This window comes from Tamlana crocina (genome assembly GCF_012037625.1).
The window spans coordinates 137,411-157,899 of sequence record NZ_JAAVJS010000010.1 but is presented as its reverse complement, the minus strand read 5'-3'; the positions used below and the strand labels follow the sequence as shown (position 1 = coordinate 157,899).

Genomic DNA, 20,489 nt, shown 5'->3' with positions numbered 1-20,489 from the left:
GTTCGTTTTCTTTTAAGATCTTGATGATCTGACTTTCGGTAAATCTACTTTTTTTCATCTGACAGTTTATTGGTTTAAAATTAATAATTTCGAATTTTAAACTGTCTTATTTTTAGGGAAGGTTACAAAGACACAAAGGTTTTCTCTAATTTATATTTAGCGTGATTTCGATAATAATGTCGTATTTACCGTTTGTATTCCCAATAAAACTGACTGTTGTCACCTTGAGCATTGGTTGAATAAGAAATATATTTCTTTGAAAGCACCTTGCGGAGCAAAACGAAAGGTCTTGAAAAAATAGGATTTCAATTAGGTTTCGACTTTAGTTTATCTTGAGCGAAGCCGAAAGGCTCAACCTGACACAAAACGCCAATTTATTGATATTAACGTGTAATAAATGGATAGTTATTTCGAACTCACGTTAAATTAGTTTCCAAACTCTAAATTCAAAACCCAAAACCCAAAACCCGAAACTTTAAACTTTAAACCCGAAACTTTAAACCCTAAACCCGATGCTTCCAACGTTTGTGCGTCCAGAAATAATATTCGGGTGCTTCGTATATTTGTTTTTCAACCTCGCGTAAAAATAGGTCGGTTAGCTCGTAATCTTTGTAAATTCTCGAATCTTCCGCTAAAGTGATGATTTCAGCTTCGTAATAGCCTCGTTTTACCTTGTTCACCTTTAAATAAGCGGTTGAAAAATCCAACTTTTTAGCCAAGCGTTCGGCGCCCGTAAAACAAGGTGCTTTTATCCCCATAAATGTGCTCCAATATACTTCTTTGCTCAATCGGGGCGATTGGTCGCTTAAAAAACCGGTAATGGATTTTGTTCCAGTCAACTCGTTTTGGGTGATGGTGTGTATAGTTTCTTTGGTGCTGATTAGGGTGGTGCTGTATTTCGAGCGGATATCACGAACCAATTTATCGAAATGCTTGTTGGCCAATTTTTTGTAAACCGCAAAACCTTTAAAATTGATATAGTTCTGCAACACGATAGACCACTCCCAACTGGCATAATGACCAAAAATTAAAATGATGCTTTTATTAAGTTTTTCAAGGCGTTTCAGTTCTTTCGGGTTGGTGATTTTAAAGCGTTTTTCCAGTTCTTTTTCAGAAATAGTCATGGTTTTGGCCATTTCCAAAAACATATCGCAAAGGTGCTTGTAGAATTTCTTTTTTATAGCGGTAATTTCCTGATCGGTTTTTTGGGGAAAGACCAATTTTAAATTTTCGGTCACCACCTTTTTTCGGTAGCCCACAACGTAGTACAGCAGTAGGTACAGGCCATCGGAAAGCAAATACAACAACCGAAACGGCAATTTGGAAACCATCCACAATAGCGGATAAACCAAAATATAAACTAGAAATTGCATGAATAAATTTTAGATTTGCAAATATAGACTAATTCAAACTTATATTCCCCATGGGTAACATAGATCTGATAACCATAATTCTTATTGCGGCCAACGTTATTATTTCATACAAAGGATTTCAAGATTATTCGTTTTTCGAAAAGTACAAATTCAATGTAGGGGCGGTAAAACGCGGTGAACAGGTAAGAATGTTCAGTTCCGGCTTTTTGCATGCCGATACGCAGCATTTGCTATTTAATATGCTTACGTTGTATTTTTTTGCCGGTGTGGTTATTACATTATTGAACACTACTCAGTTTGTTTTAATTTATCTGGGCAGTTTATTGTTGGGTAACTTGTTGTCGTTATACTTCCATAAAAATGAATACCATTATAGTGCCGTTGGTGCCAGTGGTGCGGTTTCTGGAGTTATTTACGCCGCCATATTATTGCGACCGGATATGAGTTTGTACTTGTTTTTTATACCCATTCCTATTCCGGCGTATGTTTTTGGTATTGGGTATTTGCTGTATTCCATTTACGGAATGAAAAACCGTATAGGCAATATTGGTCACGATGCGCATTTTGGAGGTGCTATAGGTGGTTACATCATTACTTTAATCCTTTCTCCGTGGTTGTTCAAAACTAGTTTGCTAATGGTCGTTTTGTTGGCCATTCCCATTGTGTTGCTTTTTGTATTGAAGAAAATGGGGAAGATGTGATACTAAACCTCAAATTGGGTTTTACAAAATCCAATTATGGCACAGCAATTGAATTTACTACATTAAAGAGAATAGGTGTGTTCGTTTAAACCGCCTGTTTTCAGCATTTTAAAACTTTTAGAGTTAAATTAAAAATCAAAACCATCTGTTTTTAATGACAGATTGGCTTAATATAGTATATGAAGAAATCGAATATCATGAATCTTGACAGTTTGTCATTGCAGGAGTTTGACGAAAATGCAGAATTGATTCCGTTAATGACACCAGAAGATGAAGAGGCCATAAATAACGAAGAGCTGCCCGAAACCTTGCCAATTTTATCATTACGAAATACGGTATTGTTTCCGGGCGTGGTGATACCTATTACCGCTGGTCGAGACCAATCCATAAAACTGATTAACGATGCTAACAAAGGCGGAAAGGTAATTGGCGTAGTGGCCCAAAAGGACGAAAATGTAGAAAAGCCCACCGCAAAAGACATCCACCCAACTGGAACCGTAGCTCGTATTTTAAGGGTTTTAAAAATGCCCGATGGCAACGTTACCGTTATCATTCAGGGTAAAAAACGCTTTCAGGTGGCCGAAGTCATCACCGAAGAGCCCTACATGAACGCCACTATTAGGGATATTCCGGAAACAAGGCCAGCTCAAAAAAACAAAGAGTTTAATGCCATTATCGAGTCCATAAAAGAATTGGCTCTAGATATCATAAAGGAAAGTCCAAATATTCCCAGCGAGGCTTCGTTTGCCATAAAAAACATCGAAAGCAGTTCGTTTTTGGTGAATTTTGTGTCATCAAATATGAATCTTACTGTAGACGAAAAACAGGAGCTTTTAGAAATCAATGATCTAAAAGAACGTGCTCTGGCTACCTTAAAATATATGAATGTTGAGTTTCAGAAGTTAGCCTTGAAAAACGATATTCAGTCTAAGGTTCAAATGGATATGAGCCAACAGCAGCGTGAGTATTTCTTGCACCAACAAATGAAAACCATTCAGGAAGAATTGGGCGGTGTAAGCCACGATACCGAGATTGAGGAAATGCGCATCGCGGCTAAAGAGAAAAACTGGGACGAAAAAGTAGCTAAGCATTTTGAGAAGGAAATTGCGAAAATGCAACGTATGAATCCGCAGGTGGCCGAATATTCTATTCAACGTAACTATTTGGAGTTATTCTTGGATTTACCGTGGAACGAGTTTAGCGAAGATAAATTCGACCTAAAACGCGCCATGAAAATTTTGGATAGAGACCATTTTGGTTTGGAAGACGTAAAACGACGCATCATTGAATATTTAGCGGTACTGAAACTTCGCAACGATATGAAATCGCCTATTTTGTGTCTTTATGGACCTCCGGGTGTAGGTAAAACGTCTTTGGGGAAATCCATAGCCGAAGCTTTGGGGCGTGAATATGTGCGTATGTCGTTGGGTGGATTGCGCGACGAGGCTGAAATTCGTGGGCACCGAAAAACTTATATTGGCGCTATGCCAGGGCGTATCATTCAAAGTTTGAAAAAAGCAGGCACTTCAAACCCCGTGTTTGTATTGGATGAAATCGACAAGCTATCCAATTCGCACCAGGGCGACCCGTCGTCTGCCATGTTGGAGGTATTAGATCCCGAGCAAAACAGCGAATTTTACGACAATTTCTTAGAAATGGGCTACGACCTCTCTAAAGTGATGTTTATTGCCACTTCAAATAGCTTATCGACCATTCAGCCGGCATTGCTCGACCGAATGGAAATCATAAACGTAACGGGCTATACCATTGAAGAAAAGGTTGAAATTGCCAAGCAGCACTTGTTGCCAAAGCAATTGAAGGAGCACGGGTTGTCTTCCAAAGATTTAAAAATTGGCAAGCCACAATTGGAAAAAATAGTTGAAGGCTATACGCGCGAATCGGGTGTGCGTGGTTTGGAAAAACAGATTGCCAAAATGGTACGCTTTGCAGCCAAAAACATTGCCATGGAAGAGGAATACAATATTAAAGTAACCAACGAAGATATTGTTGAAGTTTTAGGCGGACCAAAATTGGAGCGCGATAAATACGAAAACAATAATGTGGCTGGCGTGGTAACAGGTTTGGCTTGGACCCGTGTTGGTGGTGATATTCTGTTTATCGAATCCATTTTATCAAAAGGAAAAGGCAACTTAACCGTAACCGGAAACTTGGGTAAGGTTATGAAAGAGTCCGCCACCATTGCCATGGAATACATCAAATCGAACGCAGACGAGTTCGGTATTGATTCAGCTGCATTCGATAAATATAATGTACACATTCACGTTCCGGAAGGAGCCACCCCAAAAGATGGGCCAAGTGCAGGTATCACCATGTTAACCTCGTTGGTGTCTTTATTCACTCAGAAAAAAGTAAAGAAAAGCATCGCCATGACTGGAGAAATTACCTTGCGTGGAAAAGTGCTTCCCGTTGGTGGTATTAAAGAAAAGATTTTGGCGGCTAAACGTGCCAGAATCAAAGAGATTTTATTGTGTGAAGATAACCGTCGCGATATTGAGGAAATCAAACCAGAGTATTTAAAAGGCTTGACATTTCATTATGTATCCGATATGAGTGAGGTGATTAAATTAGCCATCACAAATCAAAAGGTTAAAAACGCCAAGAATATTTAAAGTTTACAGACTGTTTAAAAAAGTAACCTGTAAACGTCATTAAGAGAAATTTATATTTCGAAGCAATCTCATAATCATTAGCTTGATTTTTTTAAGATTCCTTCTCCCGATAACTATCGGGATTCAGAATGACGGCTTTTTTAAACAGTCTGTTTTTTTATATTCTAAAATAAAATATACGTACCGCCGTTTTAAGATAGATTTACTTTCTTTGTGTTCGTAAATATGCTGAAACCATTCGTCTTATTTTTTAGCCTCACATTAACCACTTTTGCTTGGGCGCAGGTTGGGGGAGAGCATACCTATCAGTTTCTGAATTTGGTATCGTCGCCCCGTCAGGCGGCCTTGGGCGGAAAGGTTTTAACCAATGTGGATTACGACGTAACACAAGCCCTTTTCAACCCGGCGACCATCAATGTGGAAATGGATAACCAATTGGCACTGAATTATACAAGCTATTTAGGAGGGATTGGTTACGGAACGGCCGCTTATGCTTATACGGTCGACAGGCGTACACAAACCTTCCATGGTGGTATTACTTACATTAATTATGGTTCATTTGAAGGCTATGACGAGGACGGAAATTCAACAGGAACGTTCAGCGGAAGCGAAACCGCATTATCTTTAGGCTACGCTACACAAATTGGTTATTCCGATTTTTATTTCGGTGGAAACCTAAAGCTCATCACCTCAAAACTGGAACAATACGGTTCCTTTGGTGCGGCGGTCGATTTAGGGTTGGTTTATATTAATGAATACCTCGATTTTAATGCTGCTTTGGTGGTTCGAAATTTGGGCTCGCAGATCACTACGTATGCGGGACTTCATGAGCCCTTACCTTTTGAAGTGGCTTTTGGGATGTCGCAACTCATGGAAAACGTACCCATCCGTTGGCATATAACTTTAGATAATTTACAGGAATGGCCCATTTCCAGACCAAACCCAGCCCGAACTACCAGCGATTTATCGGGAAATTCAACCGAAGAAAGCATCGGGTTTATTGGCCAAGTGATTCGCCATACTATTGTTGGGGCAGAGATTTTTCCCGAGGGAGGATTCAACATTCGTTTAGGATATAATTTTAGGCGGGGCGAGGATTTACGCATTTTAGACCAACGTAATTTTTCGGGGCTTTCGGCAGGTATTTCCATAAAAATGAACAAAATGCGTTTTAGCTATACCCACGCCAAATATACAAGTGCTGGCAATTCTAATTTTTTCGGCTTGCAGATTGATTTACAGTAAAAAACTTTTAATATCCCAATATTTTAAAGGCTTAAGCATTTTAAGTATTTTTGGCACTTCAAAATTAAATCATGCAAAATATCACCATTGCTATTGACGGGTTTTCGTCCACAGGAAAAAGTACCGTTGCCAAACAGTTGGCCAAACATTTAGGCTACGTATACGTTGATACGGGGGCGATGTATCGGGCGGTGACGCTTTATGCCATGCAAAACGGATTAATTGATGCTGAGGCTTTTAATGTGGAAACCTTGGTAGACCATTTGCCGGAAATTAATATCAGTTTTAAGTTTAATGCCGAATTGGGTTTTGCTGAAGTATATTTGAACGGCGTGAATATTGAAAAAGACATCCGAACGCTAGAGGTGTCCAGTTTTGTGAGCCAAGTGGCGGCCATTTCAGAAGTGCGCCAAAAACTGGTGGAGCAGCAGCAAAAAATGGGTGCTGATAAAGGCGTGGTTATGGACGGGCGCGATATTGGTACTGTGGTGTTTCCAGATGCTGAATTGAAATTGTTTATGACGGCAACGGCCGAAACCCGTGCCCAACGTCGGTTTAAGGAACTCATCGAGCGAGGGGACCAAGTGGCATACGAAGATGTTTTAAACAATGTAAAGGAACGCGATTATATTGACTCGAACCGTGAAGATTCGCCTTTGGTAAAAGCAGATGATGCCATTGAAATTGACAATTCGGACCTGACTTTCGAGGAGCAATTCGAAAAAATCCTTCAGTTGGTCAAATCGGTTATTGGGAATGGTAATTATAATGGATAGACAAATTTCAGTCAGTTTAAATGAGTTCCATACGGTTATTTGTAAATTCACCCGAAAAAAGATTTACTTTTTAACTAGCTTAATTTGTTGAAATGCCATTTTCATTAAGTCTTAAATCTAATTGCCAACCCAAACGTTTGGCCGTAAAACTCAATGCCAAAGGCGAACAGTTTGTTTTAAAAGGCCATCCGTGGGTATTTTCAAACAGTATCGTGAAAATAAATGATGATGCCAAAACGGGCGATTTGGCTATAATTTTCAGTAAAAATAAAAATCGTGTAATGGGTTTGGGATTGTACGATGCACAGTCTCCCATCCGAATAAAAATGCTCCACAGCGGTATTGAAAAGGTAGAAATCAACGAAGTATTTTTTCAAAAAAAAATTACCGAAGCATTTCAAAAAAGGAGTGAGTTACAGAAAACAAACACCAACAGTTATCGTTTGTTATTCGGTGAAAACGATGGTTTTCCGGGGTTGATAGCCGATGTATATGCTAAAGTTTTGGTAGTAAAACTGTATTCTGAAATATGGTTGCCGTATTTGGATGTTGTTATGCCCATTTTACAAAGTACTTCAAAAGCTGAATCGGTAGTAATTAGATTGAGTAGAGGGCTTCAAAATTCAAAAAACCATAGGTTAAAAGATGGCGAGGTAGTTTACGGCACACTTGAAAACGAGGTTGTGGAATTTGTGGAACATGGCGTCAATTTTTCGGCTAATGTGATTAAAGGTCATAAAACAGGTTATTTTTTAGATCACCGAGCCAACCGAAAGCAAGTAGGTGAGTGGAGCAAAAATAAAAGTGTTTTAGATGTTTTTAGTTACGCAGGCGGGTTTTCGGTACATGCCTTGGCCAATGGAGCCAAAGAAGTGACCAGTTTAGATATAAGCAAACAAGCCTTGGAAATAGCGGTTGAAAACGGTAAACTCAATACCTATTCGGGCGTACATAAAACCATTGGAGGCGATGCTTTTGAAGAATTAAATAAACTTATTAAAAAGCGCGTAACATTCGATGTGGTGGTAATTGACCCACCAAGTTTTGCAAAACAAGCTTCGGAAATCGATTTGGCCAAAAAGAAATACGCCCAACTTGCCGAATTGGGTGAAAAATTAACAGCTAAAAATGGACTTTTGGTATTGGCTTCATGTTCATCCCGAGTGGTTTCGCAAGCGTTTTTCGATATTAATAATGAGGTGTTGTTGGCTTCAAACCGTCCGTTTAAAATGATTCTTCAAACACATCACGATATGGATCACCCTGTAGGATTTCCCGAAGGCGCCTATCTCAAGTGCGGATATTATCGGTTTTCAAATTAAATAGTGGTGCTGTTATGCATGCATAATATTTGTTATATTTGTTGAAGTCAAGTTCAATAAATGGAAACACGCCTTACTCAACTTCTCGATATTAAACATCCTATTATTCAAGCGCCAATGTTTTTGGTTTCTAATGTAGCCATGGTAAAGGAAGCAATGCACTGCGGAATTGCCGGTTGCATTCCCGCTTTAAATTACCGTACAGTGGACGAATTACGAATAGCAATCAGGGAATTAAAAGCAGCCAAACCAAAAGGCGGTTCGTTTGGGTTTAACCTTATTGTTAACAGATCGAATGTAAAATATAAAGGGCAATTGGAAGCCATTTGCGAAGAAGGTTGCGATTTTATTATCACTTCGCTTGGAAGCCCTGAAGAAACCATTAAACGGGCGCGCCAAGTTGGCATTAAAGTGTTTTGCGATGTGGTGGATTTAAAGTTTGCAAAAAAGGTCGAAACATTAGGTGCCGATGCCATAATTGCTGTTAACAATGAAGCCGGAGGGCACCGAGGGAATTTATCGCCCGAGAATCTAATAAAAGAATTAAAGGCGCATTGTAACATCCCCATAATATCGGCCGGTGGTGTAGGCTGTAAAGCCGATTTAGATAAAATGTTGGGATACGGTGCCGATGGCGTTTCGGTGGGAAGTCCGTTTATAGCTTCAGAAGAGGCCAATGTTACCATAGACTACAAGCAAGCGTGCGTAAATTACGGTGCCAATGATATTGTAATGACCGAGCGTATTTCGGGAACACCCTGTACCGTTATCAATACGCCTTATGTTCAAAAAATAGGAACTAAAGCCACATGGCTTGAAAACATCCTGAACAAAAATAGAAAACTGAAAAAGTGGGTAAAAATGATTCGTTTTGCCATTGGTATGCGTGCTACCGAAAAAGCGGCAAAACAGGCTACTTACAAAACCGTATGGGTGGCGGGCCCCAGTATTGAGCACACTAATAAAATTCTACCGACTAAAGAAATTGTTAGGCGACTGATTAGTTGACCAATGCCACGGCTTTCTTTTTATTGCCAATAAAAAGGCTCAAAGTGGTGCTCATAAACAATCCGCCAGCGGTAGTAGCAACAATTTCTCCTGTGTCAAACCGTTCATTTTGGCCAAGGTCAATAGCTTCTTTTGCTATACCGGCTAAAGCAGACGCGCCCAAACTATACCAAAAAGCTTTTTTCTTGTTTTTGGTAGCTGAATACACAGTATAAGACACTCCAGAAACTAAAGCTCCTGCTCCTAAATGTAGTCTGTCATCCGCAGAAATGAATTGGGCGTTACAAATAAGTATATTAGAAAAAAATAATAGCAAAAGGGTTAAAATTAGTTTCATAAGTTTACCAAAATGTTTTTGAAGATTTAAAGTAACTAAATGGTTTTTTAACAGCAAAATATGATGCTTAATTATCAATTAACTCCGATAAAATGTTTATATCCTTAAAAAAAAATTGGTGTTGAAAAACGGATTGTCAAGGTGTTTTTGAGTGTGAATGAGCCACTACAGATTTCCAATCAAAAAGTTTTATATGAGAATAATTTTTTTGACTATTGTGTCATTCCCTGGCTAATTAATTACTTTTTAGACACCCATTTTTTATGAGTAACAGGTTTTTAACTCACTATTCTTTCGTTTTTGCTGTTGCCTTAAAGCGATAATTCCGAAGGCAATAATAACGCCTACAGAAGCCATAGCGGCGCCAATCCAATCGGCTGACGTGTAACCGAATCCCATGGCAATTGGGATACCGGCAAAGTACGCTCCGGTAGCGTTTCCAATGTTGAACGCACTTTGGTTAAGCGACGATCCCAAAGTTTCCGAACCTTTTGATGCATTGATGATAGCCACCTGAATAGGGGTGGAGAGGCAAAAGGTTATCGTACCGATAATAAAGGTCATAACCAAAACCATAATTTTGTCTGAAGCCAAATAGGTATTGAGGCCCAAACAAATTACCATAAAAATGAGGGTAATAATGATGGCATTAATTGGTGAAAATTTTTCGGCCAGTTTGGCACCAATAAAATTTCCGATAAACATGCCCAATCCGGCCAAAATCATAGCCAGCGATACCATTTCCTTTGGGTGTCCTGCAACATCGGTAATCAGAGGCGCAATGTAGCTGTACCACGCAAAGAATCCGCCCGTACCAATGGTGGTCAATAAAATAATTAACCACAATTCCAGTCGTCTAAAAATTTTAAATTCTTCAACAAAACGGGTTGCCGAAGATTTTTTCAACTCAGGCATCCAAAATTTCACGCTTAAAACTGCCAGAAAGCCAACAAAACCAACCATTAAAAACGAAACGTTCCAATTGAATCCTTTTCCTAAATAAGTGCCCAATGGAACCCCCAAAAGGTTAGCGATGGTTAATCCACTAAACATAATGGCAATGCCTTGTGCCTGTTTTCCGGGTTTGGAAAGTTTGCCCGCTACCACAGCCCCAATACCAAAAAAAGCACCGTGGGGTAAGCCGGATAAAAATCGTAAAATCAAAAATTGGTAATAACCGTTGGCGAACGCCGAAATGGTATTGAAAACCGTAAACCATACCATAAGTGCCAAAAGTACTTTATGGGCGGGCCATTTGCTGCCAATTCCCGTTAAGGTTGGTGCGCCAATCACTACGCCCAAAGCATATGCCGAAATAAAATGTCCTGCTTGGGGGATACTGATATTGAATGCCGTAGCCACCTCGGGCAAAATGCCCATAATTACGAATTCGGTCAATCCAATGCCAAAACCGCCAATGGCTAATGATAGTAATGCTTTGTTCATAAGCGTTCAAAGATTTAGAAACGACAAAAATACACACCAATGCATTAATTGAACGCTTGCCGAATGATAAATAAAAGTTAATTCAGAAATCGGTAAAATACAACCTCGATAATTATCGTTTTGCAATATTTTGAGAAATGATATTGTACAATTGATGCCTGTTAAACTGTTTTTGAATGAAAAACGATTTCTTCAAAAAGAAATATATAAAATGAAGAGATGCTTTTTAATTTATGGTTAATAACCGATATTTGCCTATAACTAACCAAATAAAGAAAAAGATTATGGCAATGAATAAAAACACGGTATTGGCTTGGGCTACATGGATTATGATTTTTGTGGGGCTAGGGTTAATTGCCATGGGAGCTTTTAAATATCAGGAAGTAGCAGGTTGGGGATTTGCAGCTGTAGGATTGGGCTTTTTCGCTGTGGCTTGGGTATTTAATGCTTTAAAGGGACGTGTTTAAATTAAAACTTACTTAAAATAAAATGAGCGACGATAAAAAAATAATATTCTCAATGTCTGGTGTTACCAAGACATTCCAGAGTGCCAATACACCGGTGCTTAAAAATATTTACCTCAGTTTTTTCTACGGGGCCAAAATCGGTATCCTGGGGCTTAATGGTTCGGGTAAATCTACTTTACTGAAAATCATTGCGGGTGTTGATAAAAACTATCAGGGCGATGTGGTGTTTTCGCAAGATTACTCAGTCGGCTACTTAGAGCAGGAACCGCAGTTGGATGAAGAAAAAACGGTGATGGAAGTAGTTCGTGAAGGCGCTGCCGAAACAGTTGCCATTCTTGACGAATATAATAAAATAAACGATATGTTTGGTTTGGAAGAAGTGTATTCCAATCCAGATAAAATGGAAAAATTGATGAACCGCCAAGCCGAGCTTCAAGACCAGATTGATGCCGCCAATGCTTGGGAGCTAGACACCAAATTGGAAATAGCGATGGATGCCTTGCGCACGCCCGAAGGAGATAAAAAAATAGGTGTGCTTTCTGGTGGTGAACGTCGCCGTGTAGCACTGTGCAGATTGTTGTTGCAAGAGCCCGATGTATTACTGTTGGATGAGCCTACCAACCACCTGGATGCCGAATCGGTACATTGGTTGGAACACCATTTGGCGCAGTACAAAGGCACGGTGATTGCGGTAACGCACGACCGTTACTTTTTGGATAATGTAGCGGGTTGGATTTTAGAACTCGATCGAGGTGAAGGCATTCCGTGGAAAGGGAATTATTCGTCTTGGTTAGATCAAAAATCAAAGCGCATGGCGCAGGAAGGTAAAGCCGCTTCAAAACGACAAAAAACCTTGGAACGTGAGTTGGAATGGGTACGTCAAGGCGCTAAAGGCCGACAAACCAAACAAAAGGCACGTTTAAAGAATTATGATAAACTTTTGAGCCAAGACCAAAAACAGTTGGATGAAAAACTGGAAATTTACATTCCAAACGGCCCACGATTGGGAACCAACGTTATTGAAGCCAAAGGCGTAAGCAAAGGCTATGGCGATAAGTTATTATATGAAGATTTAAATTTCAATTTGCCACAAGCGGGAATTGTAGGTGTTATTGGGCCAAATGGAGCTGGTAAAACCACTATTTTCAGAATGGTAATGGGTGAGGAAACACCAGATAAAGGTGAATTTGTAGTTGGTGACACGGCCAAAATCGCCTATGTGGATCAGAGCCATTCCAATATTGATTCCGAAAAAACCATTTGGCAAAACTTTAGCGACGAGCAGGAATTGGTGATGATGGGAGGAAAGCAAGTCAATTCACGAGCTTATTTGAGTCGATTTAATTTCAGCGGAAGCGAGCAAAATAAAAAAGTGAAACTGCTTTCGGGTGGTGAGCGTAACCGACTTCATTTGGCAATGACCCTAAAAGAAGAAGGCAACGTGCTGCTTTTGGATGAGCCCACTAACGATTTGGACGTAAACACGCTTCGTGCCTTGGAAGAAGGTCTTGAAAACTTTGCAGGTTGTGCAGTGGTTATTAGTCACGACCGTTGGTTTTTAGATAGAATTTGCACCCATATTTTGGCTTTTGAAGGCAATAGCCAAGTGTATTTCTTTGAAGGTAGTTTTTCTGAATACGAAGAAAACAAAAAGAAACGATTGGGAGGCGATTTAATGCCGAAACGAATTAAGTACAAAAAATTGGTACGATAAAAAAAGAGGTCGTCTAAAAAGTAATTTTTAGGCGACCTCTTGAGTTTTTGGGTAATTAATTACTTTGTTGATTTTGAATCTGCTCCATCATTTCTTGCGATTGCTGCATTAATTCGTCCCAACCAATAGTTGAAATCTGATAAATGGTGTAAACAAGGTAAAGAACATTGATGATTAAAATGATTAAAGCCACTGTTTTGGCGGTTCCCATGGCTTTTATACTGTTTGCCTCGTAATTTTCAGGGTTTAACTTTACGGCGTTTAGTTTGCTGTTGGCAATGAAAAAGGCCACAGCAGCAAGAATAGCGCCAGCACCACCAAAGCAACAGCACAAAAGGCCTACAATTGCTAAAACATAAACAAGGCTTGGGTTGAGTTTTTGTTGTTCCATATTTAATTATTGATTAATTTAACCATATAGCTTATTACAATAGTCGTTACCGTTATTATGGCTAATGCTCCAATGATTTTATTGGAATGTCTAAATTTAAAGAAAATATTTACGCCCATAACAGTAAACAGTATTAATAAACTATAAACGGCTGGATACATTTTGAAAGCTGCCACAAACTCTCCTTGAAACACAAGGGCGATAGCCCTTTGCAAACCACAGCCTAAACATTCAATGCCAAACAGTTTTTTGTTCAGACAAGGTAGCATATATTTTTCCATAGTTAATGTTTGAAGTGAAATGCCCAAGCAAATTTAATAAAAAGAAAAGATACAAAGGAAGTTTATTTTGTAATATCATGAACAACCACTTTTTTGGTAATGCTTTGATTATCTGAAGTTTCAATATTTACCAAATAAGTACCAACGTTTAAAGATTTTGTTGATATTACATGCCTTTTTTCTGAATGAAAATGTTTACGGTTTACTATCTGTTTCCCGGAAATATCAAAAAGTGTTAGGGCTTTAAGTTCTATTTGTTCGGGGTTTAAAATGGTGATTTCAGAGGCAGGTTTATTAAAGAATACTTTAAAGTTGTTTTCGGCAATAACTGGAAGGTTTAAAGCATTTTTAGAAAAAGTAATTTCAAATCGGTTGTTATATGTTCCTTGATTGAGGATGATTTCAAAAGTGCCGTTTTTTACATCGGTATAGCTGTTGTTTTCACGGTCATAAACATATACGTCCACATGCTCAGGAACATTGTTTAGTTTATGGATTTTTAAGCTGAATAGGCTATTATCTTTCCCGGCCTTAAACCCCAAAGGTAAACTAACCGATTCACCATATTTTATGGATTTTACAACCAGTTTTTCGTTGCTCGAAATAAGGTAAACATCAGTAGCTAGATTATTTATGTTTCTACCATCAAAAAACTTGTTGTAGGTACTGTTGTTCGGAGTGCTTTCCCTGAAAGCAATAACGTTTTCTTTATAATAACTGTTGTTAATATGGGTGTGCAATCTAATTTCAGGCACAATCGTTGGGTTTTCAAAAATGGCTTTGTAATCTATACCGTTGTGCGAAATTGGGTGTTTTTTTTCTTCAGATTCAGCCTTTTTATTTTTGCTTTTAGCAAATACAGAACCATTTACTAAATCTTTGGCGGCATACACTCTCATCGAGTTGTTAAAGGTAGCGAATCCACTAAATTTGTCGCTTGCTATAATAAAACCTTGACCTACTGCAGCAAAGCGCCTTTCATAGGTGTTTATACTTCCAAAATCTGTGGTTGTACCAGACGTGTTTCCATTGTCGCTTCCGTCGCCATTATAGCTTTCAAAAAGAGCAGTTGAATAAGTGCCATTGTCGTTTAAATCACCTAAGTTACCTGGGGTATATACACCATAACCGCCTTCATAATCAGCTAAATAATGAGAGCTTTTTTGTTTTTGTTCCCAAAAATAAATTTCACCATTTAAGTTGGTTTGGTTATCAGCATGAGCCAAAAATAATTTTAAATCCAGAGCAGAGGGGTAAGGGTTTCCTGCTAAAGTTTGGGCGTGATTTAGCAAGCCTGAAGGTTGGTTGTCTGTACCGTCATACGAACAGCTTACAGTAAAGGTACCATTATTTGGTCGACCTCTAAAATCCAAAACGTTATTGGTATTTGGGCTTCCCTTCAATGTAAAACCGTAACCCGTTTCAATAGTGCCCGTATCGAAAACTTGCTGCCAATTCCAATAACCTTCTGAGTCTTTTAAAGTGTATATCCAATAGTTTGAAAGTTGGGTAGCTGTACCGTTATAGTCTGAAGTAAAACCATATAAGCTTGAGTTAACATTTGTTACATCGGCGTCATCAATAGGATCATAAATGTTATTTCCGCCCAAGAAATCAGCATTAGCTTGAGTTGTGCCATCGGTGCCTAGGCCTACAGGAGAACACCAATAGTTGTATTCATAAATGCCAGTAGTTTGGTTTTGATAAATGGAAAGGCTGCCTGCATCAGAATTTTTTATGTCATTACTTTGAATAAGTTGGGCATCACCGCGAAAGTATAAATTAGATGTTGGCGTTTCCAATCGAATATCATCATTTACAAAAAGAACGACATCATTAGCGAAAAGATAGCTATTGTCGGCCACGTAAAGATCTTGGCTAAAGGCGAAATTCAATGAAAATAGGAAAAAAAACAGGGATTTGGAGTTCATAACAGCAGATTGTAGGTGTAACCAAATATACGGAATTTATATTTTCTTACATAATGATATGTGGCAAAAAAGTGACTAGCCTCTTGTTTTTCAGGCTCAACATAGTTATGAGATAAGCGCCTTAAATACTAAAATTAATGTAATTTTGTTCTACGAATTTTATTGATAAATAATGAAATATTTAAATTATATATTGATTATTGTTGGTGCTTTTGTGGCTATTTACGCCAAGGCAGGGGCAAATCAAAACCAATTTGTTTTGATATTGGGAATAGTGTTGCTCATGATTGGTGTTTACCGTATTTCAAAGACCATTCCCAGTAGAAAAAAAGATGAAGATTCCGGGAATTCTGAAAACGAAAACTAATGTTATTTAAACCTGACGATTACGTATTTGTGTTGGATGAACAACTTTCAGGAAAGGTGAAATCCGTTAAGGGAACAACGGTTTCAATAGAAACTGAAGAAGGCTTTGTGTTGGAATTTGAAACGCACGAATTGGTAAAAAAACAAGCTAAGGAAACCATGAAGTCTCAGTGGTTGGCACATTCGGAGTTAGATTCTATAATTTCAGAAAAAGAACAACCCAAAAGAAAGCAGCAGCCCAAAAAGAAAGCAAAGGAACGTTTTGCTCCAGCAATGGAAGTCGATTTGCATATCCATCAACTAGTTAAATCGACGCGGGGCATGAGCAACCACGATATGTTAACGCTTCAATTGGATACCGCGCGGCGTAAATTAGAATTTGCCATAGCCAATCGCATTCAAAAAATAGTATTCATCCACGGGGTGGGCGAGGGTGTTTTAAAGCTGGAGTTGGAATATTTATTTGGTCGTTATAGCAACCTAAAGTTTTATGATGCCAATTACCAAAAATATGGCTTGGGCGCTACTGAAGTGTATGTTTACCAAAATCCTCAGTGATTAATTAAATTCGGGCGTTACTTTCCGGCTTTTCGAAATATCGGGTATGGCACTGCTTTCAAGGGTTCCAAAATTAAAAACGTCTAAGGAAATCAAAGTTAGATCAAAATTTTCAATCACCAGGGTTACGGTAAACGTTCTGTTGATAGTGTGTTCTCTGTAGGCTGTTGCGGGTACCAAAGTTGTAACAGCAGGGTTTAAATAATCGGCTCCCACTTCGCTGTTGGTAATATCGTTTGCGGGGTTGTTGTCTTGAGTGTCGCCTTCTTCATCACGGGTTAAAATACCGTCGCCATCATCGTCAGCATCTAGATAATCAGGAATGCCATCACCATCGGTATCTTGTGCATCATCAAAAATACCGTTGCCATCGGGGTCTGGGTTTTCATCTTTGGTTAAAATATTGTCGCCATCGTCATCGGCGTCAATATAGTTGGGTATGCCGTCGCCGTCGGTATCATCATTTTCTAAATCGCCATCACCGTTTATGTCTTCAAGTTCAGCTGGCACCCCATCGTTATCGTCTTCAATCAATTCCGTTCTTAATTTTGCAGTACCACTGGTGCTTTCAATATCTTCTTTTAATTTTACTTCAGAATTAGGTATGGCATTGCAAAACAAATCGTTGGGCAATGTGGTGTTGCTGTAAGTTCTGTAGTTAAAAGGGTTGTTGGCGTTTATAGTGATGTCTTTTTTGTATTCATTTTTTTCATCAACTTTCAAAATATCTGCAATAGTTAAATCGGTAACCTTAAGCGATAAAGATTCAGATGGATCGTTCTTAGTTTTGTAAAATACCAAATCGCCACCGCTCTCGCAAACTTGAAAATCATCATCAAAATCCAACTCAAAAGTGATGACATCACCGTCGTCACAAGAGTTAAGAGGGAGAAGTATAAAAGTTGAAACAGCTAAAAATAACTTGCGCATGGGGTGTGGTTTTTAGGCAAAAATAACAGAATTGTTATTTATAACGTAGCGTATTGAAAATAATTTTATTTCAAGTACTTTTGAAGTTTTAAAAGCATGATTTTTTTTAATGGGCATTAAGTTTACACTTTAAAATGAAACAGGTATATTTTGATAATGCGGCAACAACCCTTATTCGGGATGAGGTGATTAAAGGAATGGTTGAAGTAATGAATGGAAATTATGGTAATCCCTCATCTTCACATAGTTTTGGTCGTTCATCAAAAGTGTTAATTGAAAAATCCCGAAAAGCAATTGCTAGTCATTTTAACGTATCTGCTAGTGAAATTATTTTTACCTCGGGGGGAACCGAGGCCGATAATTTAGTGTTGAAAAGTGCAGTTAAGGACTTGGGGGTTCGGCGTATCATCACTTCAAAAATTGAACACCATGCCGTTTTGCATACCGTTCAACAATTGGAGGTTGATTATAAAATTAACGTGAGTTATGTAAGCCTTGACAAAAATGGGAATGTGGATTTCGAACATCTGGAAAATTTATTGAAAACCGACGATAAAACTTTGGTGAGCTTGATGCACATTAACAATGAAATTGGCAATATTTTAGACTTAAGACGAACTGCTAAACTATGCAAGGAAAACAATGTGCTTTTCCACACAGACGCGGTACAATCCGTCGGGCATTATAATTTGGATTTACAGGATATTCCTGTGGACTTTTTGGCGGCATCGGCACATAAATTCCATGGGCCAAAAGGTGTCGGTTTTGCCTTTATTAGAAAAAACAGTGGGTTAAAACCTATGATTTACGGAGGGGAACAAGAGCGCGGCTTGCGGGCAGGTACCGAAAGTGTACATAATATTGTGGGCATGGAGTTGGCTCTAAAAGCGGCGTACCAAAATCTCGAAAAAGAGCATCAAGTCGTGTTTGGTTTGAAACAGTATTTTATTGATAAAATGAAATCTGAAATCCCGAATCCCACTTTCAACGGGGAATCTGAAAATACTGAAAACGGTACTTATACGCTCGTTAACGTGTGTTTGCCCGTGCCACCAAAAAAGTCTGCTATGCTCTTATTTCAGTTGGATTTAAAAGGGATTGCCTGTTCTAAGGGGAGTGCCTGCCAAAGTGGAAGTTCGAGAAATTCACATGTACTGTCTGAAATTCTAAATGAAGATGATTTGCAGAAGCCATCTATCCGGTTTTCGTTCAGTATTTACAATACCAAAGCGGAAGTGGATTATGTGGTTGGAGTTTTAAAAGAATTTAGCACCTAAAGATCGCATAGGGTTTCTTCCATTTTCTTGTATTTTGCCAACTTAACTAAAATAAAAAAATTCTGTATATCGATAGGTTTGTTAAAAGGAAGTTTTTAGTAATAATGATGCAGGCTAATTGAAGCTGTTTATGTTAAATAAATCATATAGTTTTCAACTCTTGAATTGGCTAAATGATTTGTTAATAGTGTTTTTTAAACACGGAATTATCATACGTTTTTTTAGCCCTGCTCATGGTTCTTTGTGTAAATTTTGTACTTTTATAGAATAGAAATCCCAAATCTCTATAAGTTGTATGAAAAAAGATAAACTCATTATTTTTGTAGTGTTTTGTCTGCTAACCTCGACTATGGCTGCGCAAATTGGAATCGGGACAACCAACCCTAATCCGTCTTCAATTTTAGACATCGAATCTACATCGCAAGGTGTTTTAACTCCAAGAATGACATCATCCCAAAGAACAGCAATAGCCTCTCCGGCAGAAGGTTTGTTGGTTTACGATACCGATGAAAGTGCATTTTATTATTACGGTAGTAGTGTATGGGAAAAATTGGGAGAGATTGAAACCCGAGATAATTATAAATTGATAAAAAGTGAAGCCGATTTAGCAGATGAACTAACTGCTGGTGGCGGAGCGTTTTATGAATTAGACACCAATACACTTTATGAAATTAATGGTGAAATCACATTAGTTGCTCCAATTGATTTAAACAGCGCTTATTTAATCGGCTTGGATACAAATGAAGATAAGCTTGTTCGGGCAAGTGGCATTTTGTTTTCTGGGGCAAATGGAGGCAGTATTAGGAATTTAACTTTAGAGGCCACAGGTGGCGGTGTTTTTGGATTATCCGGAAGTGGGGTAGAGTCGTTGGTGGTGCAAAATTGTATAGTCCAAAACTCATCTAGCGTGGGTAGTATTGCCAACTTTGGGCTTGTTTTTAATAATATCATTCAGTTTTCGGGAAATACTACAGGGATAACATATAGCTCCATTAATATGCTTTTGCTAAATAATATGGGATGGCTTGGGACTAATACCGGTACGTTTGAAACTTACACTGGTACATTTAATTTAATAGAAAAGGTAAGTGGTTTTAGCACAGTGCCTTCGGGGGCAACCGGTGTGGATGTGAGCGCAGACCCAGCTGTAACCGATGGCGTGTTGTTGGGAACGGCATTTTCTGGAGTAGGAACTTATGTGGATGGATATACCACGGGCAGCTATCCTGGGTATAACTTCACCAATAACTGGTTTGTAAATGCTCCGGGAATTGCAGAGGAAACTGATGGTGTGGCTTCTGGAAATTTTTACTTTAATGGTACCTTAACAACAGGTTTTTCTCAAACAATAATCAATGGTATAGCTACAGAGGTTCAAGGAAATGGTACTTTTACTGCTAATAGCCTTTTTAGGTTTACTAGTGCTGGTGGCAACAACAGATTAGTTTACGACGGATTAAAAGAAAGAGAATTCCAAATCAATGCTTCCATGTCGGTTCGCGTTACAGGTGCAGCAACAAACTTTTATGCGTTTGTTTTAGCAAAGAATGGAACTGTCCTTACCGAATCGAATTCTATAGTATATATTGACAGTGATACACAAATCCAAAACATATCGATAAACGCGAACGTTAATCTTGAAAACGGAGATTACATAGAGGTTTATGTTCAGAGGTTAACCGGAAGCGGGATTGATAGCTTAGTGGTTTTTTCGGAAAACCTAAGCATTAAATAGT

At 38.6% G+C, this 20,489-nt stretch carries 19 protein-coding genes; 12 read left to right on the top strand and 7 right to left on the bottom strand.

The window, feature by feature from the left end; all coding sequences use genetic code 11:
- Nucleotides 1-503 precede the first annotated feature (503 nt).
- Nucleotides 504-1,373 (bottom strand): lysophospholipid acyltransferase family protein, encoded by an 870-nt coding sequence (locus tag HC176_RS09100; RefSeq protein WP_167917884.1) that lies wholly within the window; start codon nucleotides 1,371-1,373, stop codon nucleotides 504-506.
- Between the two features lie 50 nt (nucleotides 1,374-1,423).
- Between HC176_RS09100 and HC176_RS09095 the strand changes: the two genes are divergently transcribed.
- The 6 genes from HC176_RS09095 (at nucleotide 1,424) to HC176_RS09070 (ending at nucleotide 9,055) form a co-directional block, all read left to right on the top strand.
- Nucleotides 1,424-2,074 (top strand): rhomboid family intramembrane serine protease, encoded by a 651-nt coding sequence (locus HC176_RS09095; protein ID WP_167917883.1) that lies wholly within the window; start codon nucleotides 1,424-1,426, stop codon nucleotides 2,072-2,074.
- Between the two features lie 179 nt (nucleotides 2,075-2,253).
- The gene (gene lon, locus HC176_RS09090) at nucleotides 2,254-4,704 is read left to right on the top strand and encodes an endopeptidase La (RefSeq protein WP_167917882.1); all 2,451 of its coding nucleotides are present in this window, start codon (nucleotides 2,254-2,256) and stop codon (nucleotides 4,702-4,704) included.
- Between the two features lie 225 nt (nucleotides 4,705-4,929).
- Entirely contained in the window at nucleotides 4,930-5,949 is a 1,020-nt protein-coding gene (porQ, locus tag HC176_RS09085) for a type IX secretion system protein PorQ (protein WP_167917881.1), read from the top strand.
- 71 nt (nucleotides 5,950-6,020) lie between these two features.
- Nucleotides 6,021-6,725, top strand: a complete 705-nt coding sequence (gene cmk / locus HC176_RS09080) for a (d)CMP kinase (protein ID WP_167917880.1) — start codon at nucleotides 6,021-6,023, stop codon at nucleotides 6,723-6,725.
- Nucleotides 6,726-6,817: 92 nt separating this feature from the next.
- Nucleotides 6,818-8,047, top strand: a complete 1,230-nt coding sequence (locus HC176_RS09075) for a class I SAM-dependent rRNA methyltransferase (RefSeq protein ID WP_167917879.1) — start codon at nucleotides 6,818-6,820, stop codon at nucleotides 8,045-8,047.
- A 60-nt stretch (nucleotides 8,048-8,107) separates the two neighbouring features.
- On the top strand, nucleotides 8,108-9,055 hold the full coding sequence (locus tag HC176_RS09070) for an NAD(P)H-dependent flavin oxidoreductase (protein ID WP_167917878.1): 948 nt from the start codon (nucleotides 8,108-8,110) through the stop codon (nucleotides 9,053-9,055).
- On the opposite strand, the gene HC176_RS09065 is transcribed toward HC176_RS09070, so the two are convergent.
- Both HC176_RS09065 and HC176_RS09060 read right to left on the bottom strand, forming a co-directional pair.
- Nucleotides 9,048-9,392, bottom strand: a complete 345-nt coding sequence (locus HC176_RS09065) for a hypothetical protein (RefSeq protein WP_167917877.1) — start codon at nucleotides 9,390-9,392, stop codon at nucleotides 9,048-9,050. The genes HC176_RS09070 and HC176_RS09065 overlap by 8 nt on opposite strands.
- Before the next feature lie 261 nt (nucleotides 9,393-9,653).
- Nucleotides 9,654-10,838, bottom strand: a complete 1,185-nt coding sequence (locus HC176_RS09060) for an MFS transporter (protein ID WP_167917876.1) — start codon at nucleotides 10,836-10,838, stop codon at nucleotides 9,654-9,656.
- A gap of 284 nt (nucleotides 10,839-11,122) precedes the next feature.
- On the opposite strand from HC176_RS09060, the gene HC176_RS09055 reads away from it, so the two are divergent.
- Nucleotides 11,123-11,305 (top strand): CAL67264 family membrane protein, encoded by a 183-nt coding sequence (locus tag HC176_RS09055; RefSeq protein WP_167917875.1) that lies wholly within the window; start codon nucleotides 11,123-11,125, stop codon nucleotides 11,303-11,305.
- Nucleotides 11,306-11,327: 22 nt separating this feature from the next.
- Nucleotides 11,328-13,019 (top strand): energy-dependent translational throttle protein EttA, encoded by a 1,692-nt coding sequence (gene ettA, locus HC176_RS09050; protein ID WP_167917874.1) that lies wholly within the window; start codon nucleotides 11,328-11,330, stop codon nucleotides 13,017-13,019.
- A gap of 55 nt (nucleotides 13,020-13,074) precedes the next feature.
- Here ettA and HC176_RS09045 read toward each other — a convergent pair whose 3' ends face one another.
- From HC176_RS09045 to HC176_RS09035, 3 genes are all read right to left on the bottom strand, one after another.
- Nucleotides 13,075-13,410 (bottom strand): CCC motif membrane protein, encoded by a 336-nt coding sequence (locus HC176_RS09045; RefSeq protein WP_167917873.1) that lies wholly within the window; start codon nucleotides 13,408-13,410, stop codon nucleotides 13,075-13,077.
- A gap of 2 nt (nucleotides 13,411-13,412) precedes the next feature.
- Nucleotides 13,413-13,691 (bottom strand): DUF2752 domain-containing protein, encoded by a 279-nt coding sequence (locus tag HC176_RS09040; protein ID WP_167917872.1) that lies wholly within the window; start codon nucleotides 13,689-13,691, stop codon nucleotides 13,413-13,415.
- Between the two features lie 62 nt (nucleotides 13,692-13,753).
- Nucleotides 13,754-15,622: a T9SS type A sorting domain-containing protein gene (locus HC176_RS09035; protein ID WP_167917871.1), complete on the bottom strand. Its 1,869-nt coding sequence runs from the start codon at nucleotides 15,620-15,622 to the stop codon at nucleotides 13,754-13,756.
- A 172-nt stretch (nucleotides 15,623-15,794) separates the two neighbouring features.
- Here HC176_RS09035 and HC176_RS09030 point away from each other — a divergent pair, with 172 nt between their 5' ends.
- Both HC176_RS09030 and HC176_RS09025 read left to right on the top strand, forming a co-directional pair.
- Nucleotides 15,795-15,989: a hypothetical protein gene (locus tag HC176_RS09030; RefSeq protein ID WP_167917870.1), complete on the top strand. Its 195-nt coding sequence runs from the start codon at nucleotides 15,795-15,797 to the stop codon at nucleotides 15,987-15,989.
- Nucleotides 15,989-16,546 carry a Smr/MutS family protein gene (locus HC176_RS09025; RefSeq protein ID WP_167917869.1) on the top strand — a complete coding sequence of 186 codons (558 nt, stop codon included), beginning with the start codon at nucleotides 15,989-15,991 and terminating at the stop codon, nucleotides 16,544-16,546. The genes HC176_RS09030 and HC176_RS09025 overlap by 1 nt, the downstream gene beginning before the upstream one ends.
- Here the strand turns inward: HC176_RS09025 and HC176_RS09020 are convergent, their stop codons facing one another.
- Complete coding sequence (locus HC176_RS09020; RefSeq protein WP_167917868.1) at nucleotides 16,547-17,476, bottom strand: hypothetical protein; 930 nt, start codon at nucleotides 17,474-17,476, stop codon at nucleotides 16,547-16,549.
- Between the two features lie 134 nt (nucleotides 17,477-17,610).
- Between HC176_RS09020 and HC176_RS09015 the strand changes: the two genes are divergently transcribed.
- Nucleotides 17,611-18,753, top strand: coding sequence for a cysteine desulfurase family protein (locus HC176_RS09015; protein ID WP_167917867.1), 1,143 nt, complete (start codon nucleotides 17,611-17,613; stop codon nucleotides 18,751-18,753).
- Nucleotides 18,754-19,048: 295 nt separating this feature from the next.
- Nucleotides 19,049-20,488 carry a cell wall anchor protein gene (locus tag HC176_RS09010; RefSeq protein WP_245234865.1) on the top strand — a complete coding sequence of 480 codons (1,440 nt, stop codon included), beginning with the start codon at nucleotides 19,049-19,051 and terminating at the stop codon, nucleotides 20,486-20,488.
- The last annotated feature ends 1 nt before the right edge of the window (nucleotide 20,489 follow it).

Coding starts and splice junctions, on each gene's coding strand:
- HC176_RS09100 (WP_167917884.1), bottom strand. CDS start 1,373: ATGCAATTTCTAGTTTATATTTTGGTTTATCCGCTATTGTGGATGGTT.
- HC176_RS09095 (WP_167917883.1), top strand. CDS start 1,424: ATGGGTAACATAGATCTGATAACCATAATTCTTATTGCGGCCAACGTT.
- lon (WP_167917882.1), top strand. CDS start 2,254: ATGAAGAAATCGAATATCATGAATCTTGACAGTTTGTCATTGCAGGAG.
- porQ (WP_167917881.1), top strand. CDS start 4,930: ATGCTGAAACCATTCGTCTTATTTTTTAGCCTCACATTAACCACTTTT.
- cmk (WP_167917880.1), top strand. CDS start 6,021: ATGCAAAATATCACCATTGCTATTGACGGGTTTTCGTCCACAGGAAAA.
- HC176_RS09075 (WP_167917879.1), top strand. CDS start 6,818: ATGCCATTTTCATTAAGTCTTAAATCTAATTGCCAACCCAAACGTTTG.
- HC176_RS09070 (WP_167917878.1), top strand. CDS start 8,108: ATGGAAACACGCCTTACTCAACTTCTCGATATTAAACATCCTATTATT.
- HC176_RS09065 (WP_167917877.1), bottom strand. CDS start 9,392: ATGAAACTAATTTTAACCCTTTTGCTATTATTTTTTTCTAATATACTT.
- HC176_RS09060 (WP_167917876.1), bottom strand. CDS start 10,838: ATGAACAAAGCATTACTATCATTAGCCATTGGCGGTTTTGGCATTGGA.
- HC176_RS09055 (WP_167917875.1), top strand. CDS start 11,123: ATGGCAATGAATAAAAACACGGTATTGGCTTGGGCTACATGGATTATG.
- ettA (WP_167917874.1), top strand. CDS start 11,328: ATGAGCGACGATAAAAAAATAATATTCTCAATGTCTGGTGTTACCAAG.
- HC176_RS09045 (WP_167917873.1), bottom strand. CDS start 13,410: ATGGAACAACAAAAACTCAACCCAAGCCTTGTTTATGTTTTAGCAATT.
- HC176_RS09040 (WP_167917872.1), bottom strand. CDS start 13,691: ATGGAAAAATATATGCTACCTTGTCTGAACAAAAAACTGTTTGGCATT.
- HC176_RS09035 (WP_167917871.1), bottom strand. CDS start 15,622: ATGAACTCCAAATCCCTGTTTTTTTTCCTATTTTCATTGAATTTCGCC.
- HC176_RS09030 (WP_167917870.1), top strand. CDS start 15,795: ATGAAATATTTAAATTATATATTGATTATTGTTGGTGCTTTTGTGGCT.
- HC176_RS09025 (WP_167917869.1), top strand. CDS start 15,989: ATGTTATTTAAACCTGACGATTACGTATTTGTGTTGGATGAACAACTT.
- HC176_RS09020 (WP_167917868.1), bottom strand. CDS start 17,476: ATGCGCAAGTTATTTTTAGCTGTTTCAACTTTTATACTTCTCCCTCTT.
- HC176_RS09015 (WP_167917867.1), top strand. CDS start 17,611: ATGAAACAGGTATATTTTGATAATGCGGCAACAACCCTTATTCGGGAT.
- HC176_RS09010 (WP_245234865.1), top strand. CDS start 19,049: ATGAAAAAAGATAAACTCATTATTTTTGTAGTGTTTTGTCTGCTAACC.